The following is a 9,039-nucleotide window of genomic DNA, read 5'->3' on the forward strand; positions in this document are numbered from 1 at the left end:
AAAACGATTGCTTCATATTTGTCTTTAGTTGTTTGTTATTCTGTTATTTTGATGTACCGTTGCATTTTATGCGGTGAATTGTGAATTTCTATGCAGTGGTAGGATGGTGAGTTGAATAAACTTTGATGGTTTACTCCAGCACATCATCCAAGTGGGCATAATTCAGCAAACTGATTTTTCCGGTGGTGTTTTCGAGTGTGCCCGCATAGACTACCGCCTTGCCCTCTATGGGAACTTTGATCCAGTTGTTCATTTGTTTCAATGTCTTTTCAAAATCCTCATGGTAGGTCATAGCTGACTTGATTTCGATACCGTACAATCCCGAACCTTTTTTCAGCAACAGATCGATCTCGTTCTGGTTTGAGTCCCGGTAGAAATAGAGGTTGCTCTCCTTGCCTTGGTTATACCGCCGTTTCAATGCTTCCGTTACGATGAAATTTTCGAACAGTGCCCCTCGCATTTTGTCCCGTGAAAGTTGTTCCGAGGATTCGATACCGAGCAGATAGCAGGCAAGTCCCGTATCCATAAAGTAGAGCTTGGGTGTTTTGGTCAGCCGTTTGCGTGTATTCTCGAAATATGGGGGCAGCAGAGTCACGATATAGGATGCTTGTAGCACGGACAACCACGCTGTAACTGTGTGGGAGCTGATACCGATTTCGTTCGCCAGTTCGGAGGCTTTGAATAGCGAGCCGACACGTCCGGCACAAAGCCGAATAAACATATGGAACTGCATCATGTCCTTAATTTGCAGTAAATCGCGAACATCCTTATCCAGATAGGTTTTCATATATGCCGGATAGAGGAATTTAGGCACGTTACGCCCCGAATAGATCGCGGGATAGAATCCGTTGAACAGCAGATGGTCCAGCGGTGTATCGGTGACAGTTTCCCGTACTTCAGAATAGGATAAGGGCAATAGTTCGAAAACGGCGGTACGTCCTGCCAAAGACTGTGAGACCTTTTTCAGCATGGCAAATTGCGAACTGCCCGAAAGAATAAATCGCCGATCTGCGTCTTCGTCCACCATACCTTGTATATATGACAAAAGATTTGGTGCATTATGTACTTCGTCAAGAATCATGCCTTTCACATGTTGGTTCAGAAAAGCTATCGGATCATTTTCGGCAAAACTCCGTACATCGAGGTTCTCCAAAGAGTAATACGGTAGGTGCGGAAACAAATTCCGGATTAGTGTAGTTTTACCGGACTGACGTGGACCGGTAATGGTTATGACTGAGAAGTAACGATATGCCTCTTCTATCACGGCGGATAATTCCCGGCGGATATATTTTGTTTCTATATTCATTTATGTAATTTTGAAATACAACTACAAAATTACATAAATCTTATTGCGACACAAATTTCTCGGAATATTTTTTCATGCCTGATGCTGCTTTTCCCTGTTATATCGGTAAATTTCTCTTTTTTCCGTTGGTGAAGGTTGGATAAAGACATCTGCTATAGTTTCACTATATACTTGAAGATACCGTTCATCTCGTAGTGTCTACATTGCTGCGTTGCTGTTTTTGAATGTCTTTTTTTGTCATATCTGTTATTGATAATTGCACGATGAATTCGAAATTATGTAATGATCGAAAGCAAGGTTACGAACATATCCCAAACGATGTGTTGTACGTTATTGATAATTTTTTCTTACCATTCCGTATTCATAAGATTGCTCCGAAAAGGACTGTCAGTAACTGTGTTTTACTTACACGAAAACATAGAATGCTTTATAAATTAAAAAGTTGTATTGTCTTAATCGTTTATAATCTATAATTTTGTAGCGGTAAATATATTTGGATGTAATGAAAATAAACTATAAACCAAAAGGAACGTGTAGTACTGATATTGAGTTGGAAGTGCAGGATGGGAGAATAGAAAAAGTCGTTTTCAAAGGAGGTTGTAATGGTAATTTACAGGGAATATCGTCTTTGGTGAAAGGAATGAGAGTCGAAGATGTTATCTCCCGTTTAGAAGGGATTCATTGCGGAGTACGTTCTACTTCTTGTCCCGATCAATTATGCAAGGCCTTAAGGGCCTTACAGCCTGTCTGAATTTTACTCGGGTCAGATTTGAGAATTTCTTCGGAGTATGTTTTTCTGTTTTTATGAGGATGATAGCAGGCTATCTGACGAGTGAAAACGGGAAAAAGACCGGAAGAAAACACAAAAATGACCTGATAATATTTTTTTGTCGGAAAAATTTAGACAGGCTCTTAGAATCTGTTTGGTAACTTTGTCTGAGGCTGTTTGTATGTTCTTTTTTCTTTGAAAGAAGTCTGAAAGAGTTGCAATAAATACATTTCAGTTTATTATTGTCGTTTTTGTTTTTTCCAAAGTTGCCATGAGTTGATACTGTTTTGCCACACGACATAAGATGCTGGTCCTATGGAAGCTAAAGGATGCAGATAAATAAGTGCCATCCAAATGGCAAGCACTGTATTTTTTTGCCCCAATCCTTGACCTCCGGCGATTAAATTATTGTTTTTATATCCGACCCATTTCCCGATAATGAATTGAGCGATACAGGCGATTAGTGCGAAAAGAGCAATTAAAATTTCTTCCTTGATATTTCCCGATCTCTGATTGATTATGAAAGAAACTGTTTTTCCCATCACTATAGTGAGAGATATAGCCCACATATAGAATGATATGCTTTGACGGTTTTGTAAGGCATTATGTGCTTTAGGAAAAAACTTCCTCAGAAAAATTGCTGCAATAAATGGCAAGATGAGGAGAGGGATCATCTGTTTGCATATAACCAGAAATGATTCCCAAAACGGCATTGTCCCGTGTGCTTCCATGAAAGAGAAGATGATGGGAGATGTCAGGGCTACGGTCATATTACTGAGAAGACTATATGTGGCCAAACAGGCTATATCGCCTCCTAACATACCTGTGATAACGGCTGCCGCTGTTGCCGTAGGAGCGAATATACAGATAAATGTTCCTTCTGCTATCATCGAGTCGAGAGGTAACAAAAAGTAATAGACCAGCAGGCTTCCGAATATTTGTATCGATAGTAACCAAAAATGAAGCGGGGATATATTCATGTTGCGTAAAGACAATTTGCAGTAGGTGATCAACAGCATAGAAAAGATAAGGTAAGGAGTCAAAAAAGATACTGATTCGATATATTTATAAAATATCGCCCCTGCTATCATGGCGATAGGCAGCATATATGTTTTAAGCTTTTGCAACATAATCATTATATAAAATAAACGAGAAACAATCAGAAAATTTCGTTATGCTTCTCTTTCTCTCTTATATTGTATCTTATAATTTTTTGATGGTACAAAAATACGATTTATTATTGGGATAGACTTTGGTTATAACAAATTATTTGTTGTTTGTCTGATTCTTATGCTTTTTCATTGGAGAATATCCGGAGGTAGATAAAAAATCACACACCCCTTTAAAGAGTGTGTGATTTTTGGATTATCGAATAATCGATACGTTCTGTTTTACTATCGGTTTACTTCTTTTGCCAGATAAATAAGTGTTGGGAAATGGTCGCTATATCCGTTCAGATATACCCCTCCGGCATGTGTTCTTTTGGGATATCCTTTATATTTACCTTCTGTTTGTTTCAGAAAATCTCGGTTGAATATTTCTGCTTTGATAAATTTTAGTGTAGAACGATCTTTACCTAAAAAATTTTCTGAGATAATGATTTGGTCGAAAAGATTCCATGATCCCTGATAAGCTAATGATCCGATACCTTTGTCAAAAAAGTTCCACATCGTGTTATAGTAACCTCCCGGCTTAACATCTTTCTGGTCTTTTTTAGCTCCTAAGACAACTTTGCAACTGGTATTGTTCGGATCATCGTTCAAATCTCCCATAATAATGACTTTAGAGTTCGGATCTGCAGTCAGTACCGAGTCGGCAATATGTTTAGTTAATGCTGCCGCTGCTTCTCTTTTAGGTCTCGATTGTTTCTCTCCACCTAATCTTGAAGGCCAGTGATTTACGATTATATGTACCCGTTCTCCTCCGAGTATGCCATTTACCAATAATTGATCCCGAGTACGCAACGAGGTGTCTGCAGGATATACCAGTCTGAAACTATCGCTGTTTTCGAGAGTAAACTGATCTTTATCGTATATAAGACCTACATCTACGCCACGTCTGTCGGGTGAGTCGTAATGAACGATTCCGTAATTTCTTTCTGCCAGTTTGCCGGTTTTGATAAGGTCTTCCACTACACCCCGATTTTCAATTTCGGATATACCGATGATTGCAGGACCGTTTGGCAGAGGAAACGGTCCGTCGGTAGCCAGTTGGCTGATGGCATAGGACATATTTTTCAATTTGTTGTTGTATTTCAATGAAGTCCAACGCATTCCTCCACGAGGAGTGAATTCTTCGTCCAAAACGTCCGGCTGGTCGATTGTGTCGAACAGGTTTTCAAGGTTATAAAAAGCAACGGCATATACGGCAAATTGTTTCCTTTGTTCATTGTTTTGAGCACTTAATGATAGGAAGCATAAAAAGATTAATGCCAGAAGTAAACTGCATTTTTTCATAAGTCAAAATATTTAGTTTCTAATCTGTAAAATTATTCCTTACAATTTATAACTGGTATTTGCATATTAAACATGCTTTACGGGAAAACGAATTTTGAAAACCGCGTAAGAACAGCATATCATAATACAAAGATTCGAAAAAAAAATGAAATAAACATCTCGTTTCTATGAAATTTCAGAAAATTGTAAGGATTTTATCTGCGTGTATCGTGTAATGTATTTATAGTGAGTGGTATATGGGGTTTTGATTGATAATTTGCAAACGCTCTCATCTTTTGAAAAGAAAAGCAAATACTTACTTTTAACACATCTGTGTAGAAAATATAATGCGAATGTAATATGAATAATCAAAAAAAATATATTAATTTGCCCAACTATTTCGCTCCTAAAAATATAGGAAAGTATGATAACGACACAACAACAACAAATTATAAACTAAACCTACGTATTTTATGAATCGAAATTTATGGCTGTTTATAATGCTTTTTTTCAGTGTTTCCGCTTTTGCTCAAAAGGCGTCGTTGAGAGGAGTACTTATAGACTTTGAAACCAAAGCACCGGTTGCCGGTGTTAAGGTTTCTTTAAAAAACAAGAACATTTCGGTAACGTCTTCAAAAGACGGAGTATTTATTTTCAAAAATTTATCTTCCGGAGTCGACGAACTTTTAGTCGTTTCGGCAGACTACCAGCCTTACCAGCAGAGTATTCTGATTGGCAAGGATGAAAAAATCAATCTTGGCAATATCGCCTTAATTAGAGTAGAGAAAGCCAGTCAACAAGAAGAGAATATACAGCTTTTTGATGAATCGGTCTTGGATGATGATAATGAGACGTCTTCTCAATCATCCTCTTATTTGTCCGGAGCTTCAGATGATATTTATCTGAATGCTGCCAGTTACAATTACAGTCCGATGCGTTTTTCTATAAGAGGTTATGATCAGTCGGCATCTACGACCTATATAAACGGTATCAATTTCAATGATCAGGAACGGGGACGTTTCAATTATTCGAGCCTTGGCGGACTGAATGATGCGTTCAGAAATAAAGATGTAATTAATGGTATTGAAAATGCTCCGTTTGCTTTCGGTAGTCTGGGAGGAACGACGAATATCAATACTCGGGCTACGGCATTTGCCGCCGGAACAAAAGCAAGCGTTGCCTATTCTAATCGTTCGTATAATATGCGGGCTACGGCTACACACTCTACCGGTTTGATGAATAACGGCTGGGCATTTACCGGATCTGCAGTATGGCGTTGGGCAAAAGAGGGTATTATAGAAGGAACATTCTATAATTCTTGGGGTTATTTCCTTTCGGCAGAAAAAATGATCAATGATCGTCATAGCATTTCATTGGCAACTTACGGAGCTCCTACAAAACGTTCGCAATCGGCTGCAGTGACTCAGGAGGTTTATGATTTCAGAGGTATTTATTATAATCCGTATTGGGGATACCAGAATGGGAAAAAAAGAAGTTCTCGTGTGGTGAACAGCTTCGATCCTACTGTCGTTGCCAATTGGGATTTTAAGATTACGGATAAGCAAAATTTAAAAACCGGTTTCGGATTCCATTATAGCAATTACAGTAATACGGCTCTCGGTTTTTATAATGCAGCCGATCCGCGTCCCGATTATTACCGCAATTTGCCGAGTTATCAAATCAATGATGTTCTCGGATCGTATGGACTTGAAGACCAACAGAATCACATGGACATGATAATGGGTAATGTAGATCAGGATTTAGTGGATGAACTGACCGGGCAATGGGTAAACAATAATACGGATGTAACGCAAATCAATTGGAACTCCTTATATCAGTCCAATTATTTGAATAATGTCGCTAACCCTGACGGAAGTGCCAAGTATGTGTTGGAAGAACGTCATAACGATTTGATGACTACGGCATTAAACTCTGTTTATTCAAATCAGATAAACCGTCGTCTTAAACTTACGGCAGGAGTCGAAGCCAATTATTCGAGGGGTATGCACTACAAGACAATGAACGATCTGTTAGGCGGTAATCAATGGATCGATATTGACCAGTTTGCCGAACGAGACTTTACCGGGAATATGACGATTATACAAAATGACCTTCGTCATCCGAACCGGAAAATTGTAGAAGGTGATCGTTTCGGGTATGACTATAATATGCACATTGTAAAAGCCGGGGTATTTGCCCAAAATGAGTGGAATTGGACGAAATTCGATCTTTCTTATGCAGCGAGATTTACTTATACGACTTTCTGGCGTGAGGGAAAGATGGAGAACGGTCGTGCTGCGGTTATCGGAGTTCAGTCTTACGGGAAAGGAAAATCCTTGAGTTTTTATGATCCGAGTTTCAAGGCGGGATTGGTATATAAGATCAACGGTCGCCAACGTTTGGTTTTGAACGGCTTGGTAGAGACTCGCGCTCCTTATGCCGGGTATGCTTATGTCGCCCCTCGTGTTAAGGACACGCAAATACAAAAAGTCGTGGTGAATCCGAAGAATCCGAAACAGTATCGTTTGGAAGATTTGCCTTCTGAAAAAATTTATTCTTATGACCTGACCTACCAATTTACGACTCCGATTGTTAAAGGGCGTATTACCGGATTCCATACGATTACCCGTGACGGAGTAGAAGGTACAGGGTACTACAACGATGAATTCCGTACATACATTAACCATACGTTATCGGGTGTAAATAAACGTTATATGGGTGTCGAAGCCGGAATCTCCGTAAAACTGAACAATAGCTTCTCTGTCGAACTGGCGGGAACTTACGGTGATTATCGTTATACCGATGACGCAATGGGAACGATGAGTGCGGAGAACGGTGCGAATCTGTTGACCGGAGAATTGCCTGTAAATGCTGAAGCCGCTAAAAAGTCGGATATTCGTGAACGGGTATATATCAAAGATTTGAAGGTAAATAACGGGCCTCAATTAGCAGCCAGTATAACTTTGGATTATTTCCATCCGAAAATGTGGTTTGCCGATATAACGCTTTCGTATTTCGATAATAATTATCTCGATTTCTCTCCTTCTCATTTTACCGAAATGAACTATTACGGCGGTACTTATCAAGATGAAGCCGGACAGGATATTCAATACAGCGGTTATCGTAAGAAAGGAACATATACGGCTGAAGAGAGAAAAAGCGGCAAGTATGCTCAAGACAAGGCTTTGGTAGAAATGTTCGGTACACAAGAAAAGTTGAAAGGCGGATTTATGTTAGATGCTTCGGTCGGAAAAGTTCTTTATCTGAATAATCGCAAGCAGTCGTTAAATATTAATTTGAGCTTTAGTAATATCTTGAATAATAAAGATATGGTTACCGGCGGTTACCAGCAGGGACGTATAGCACGTAATAATAAGAGTCAGACCAAAGATATTCAGTTGGTAGATCGTTATCCGAATAAATACTATTATGCATGGGGATTCAACTGTTTCTTAAATCTCGGGTACAAGTTCTAAATTTTAGCGAAGAATAGTTATGAAAAAGATTAAATATATAGTTTGTGCATTATTGGCGGCAGTATCATTTACTTCGTGTGTGAATGATTATGATGAGATCACGCAGGAAATGGCGGTTTTACCGGAAAACGATCCTCGAGTTTGGCCGGCAAATATGTCTATCGGCGAGTTGGTGGCAATGTATGACCGAATCGATAGCTTGTATGTGTTCGGTAAAGACGATACGTTACGTTATCATGCTCCGATAGATGAAGCGACAGGAAGTATAAAAAACGCTTATTATACGGTGAATCAGGGCGATGTGGAATATCCGATTATTGGAGCGGAATATGTTGACGGGCGTCTTAAATTGCCGATCGAATATAAAGGTAAGAAATTTACCATTTATCGGGAAGAAGGAGAGACTTATAAGAATCTCTTTACATTGAATCCGATCGAAGGTCCGCAAGATATTTATATAAAGGGGCGTATTATTTCTGCGGATACTGCTTCTAATATTTACAAATATTTTGTTTTGGAAGATTTGAATACTCGTCAATCGTTGAAAGTAGCGATAGATGCCGGAAGTTTGAGCGGTGTTTTCCCGTTAGGGCAAGTGGTTGCCGTGAAATGTAACGGTTTGATGATGGGACGTTATGCCGAAATGCCGCAATTGGGAGTTTACTCTTTCCGGAATGATGACAAGACCCGTTATGAACCGGGACGTATTCCTTATGCTATGGTATATGACCATTTTCAACGTATCGGATGGCCTGATAAGAGTAAAGTGACAGTACCGGAAGAAGCTGTATTGACAATGGCTGAAATTGCAGCGTTGGATTCTACTTGGTACGGACGGTTGATCAAAATTGAGAATGTCGAATTTACATGGAAGAATGATCGAGATGCTGATTTAAAGACCGAATTTGTTTCATTACGTCGCTCTATCGAGAAAACCGGGAATGTAAATGCCCATCAGTTGAGTCCGGTTTTTGCACCTTCGACCTATGATATGAGTAAGAAATACAATATCGGTTATCCGATGTCTCGAGAGGTATCGGACGATACGGGAAC

Annotated in this window: 6 protein-coding genes; 3 read left to right on the forward strand and 3 right to left on the reverse strand. The window is 39.4% G+C overall.

Going from position 1 to position 9,039, the window contains the following annotated elements:
• Positions 1-130: 130 nt before the first annotated feature.
• Positions 131-1,306, reverse strand: coding sequence for an ATP-binding protein (locus AC1WHX_RS08150; RefSeq protein WP_022390923.1), 1,176 nt, complete (start codon positions 1,304-1,306; stop codon positions 131-133).
• Between the two features lie 502 nt (positions 1,307-1,808).
• Here AC1WHX_RS08150 and AC1WHX_RS08155 point away from each other — a divergent pair.
• On the forward strand, positions 1,809-2,057 hold the full coding sequence (locus AC1WHX_RS08155; protein WP_022390924.1) for a TIGR03905 family TSCPD domain-containing protein: 249 nt from the start codon (positions 1,809-1,811) through the stop codon (positions 2,055-2,057).
• A 257-nt stretch (positions 2,058-2,314) separates the two neighbouring features.
• On the opposite strand, the gene AC1WHX_RS08160 is transcribed toward AC1WHX_RS08155, so the two are convergent.
• On the reverse strand, positions 2,315-3,205 hold the full coding sequence (locus AC1WHX_RS08160; protein ID WP_303115397.1) for a transporter: 891 nt from the start codon (positions 3,203-3,205) through the stop codon (positions 2,315-2,317).
• A 264-nt stretch (positions 3,206-3,469) separates the two neighbouring features.
• On the reverse strand, positions 3,470-4,531 hold the full coding sequence (locus AC1WHX_RS08165) for an endonuclease/exonuclease/phosphatase family protein (RefSeq protein WP_302545233.1): 1,062 nt from the start codon (positions 4,529-4,531) through the stop codon (positions 3,470-3,472).
• A gap of 452 nt (positions 4,532-4,983) precedes the next feature.
• On the opposite strand from AC1WHX_RS08165, the gene AC1WHX_RS08170 reads away from it, so the two are divergent.
• Positions 4,984-7,986: a carboxypeptidase-like regulatory domain-containing protein gene (locus AC1WHX_RS08170; RefSeq protein ID WP_122337415.1), complete on the forward strand. Its 3,003-nt coding sequence runs from the start codon at positions 4,984-4,986 to the stop codon at positions 7,984-7,986.
• 19 nt (positions 7,987-8,005) lie between these two features.
• The coding region (locus AC1WHX_RS08175) for a DUF5689 domain-containing protein (RefSeq protein WP_481229128.1) at positions 8,006-9,039 on the forward strand (1,034 nt) is incomplete at its 3' end.

The sequence above is a fragment of the Coprobacter sp. genome, assembly GCF_982436375.1.

Coding starts and splice junctions, on each gene's coding strand:
- AC1WHX_RS08170 (WP_122337415.1), top strand. CDS start 4,984: ATGAATCGAAATTTATGGCTGTTTATAATGCTTTTTTTCAGTGTTTCC.
- AC1WHX_RS08155 (WP_022390924.1), top strand. CDS start 1,809: ATGAAAATAAACTATAAACCAAAAGGAACGTGTAGTACTGATATTGAG.
- AC1WHX_RS08165 (WP_302545233.1), bottom strand. CDS start 4,531: ATGAAAAAATGCAGTTTACTTCTGGCATTAATCTTTTTATGCTTCCTA.
- AC1WHX_RS08150 (WP_022390923.1), bottom strand. CDS start 1,306: ATGAATATAGAAACAAAATATATCCGCCGGGAATTATCCGCCGTGATA.
- AC1WHX_RS08160 (WP_303115397.1), bottom strand. CDS start 3,205: ATGTTGCAAAAGCTTAAAACATATATGCTGCCTATCGCCATGATAGCA.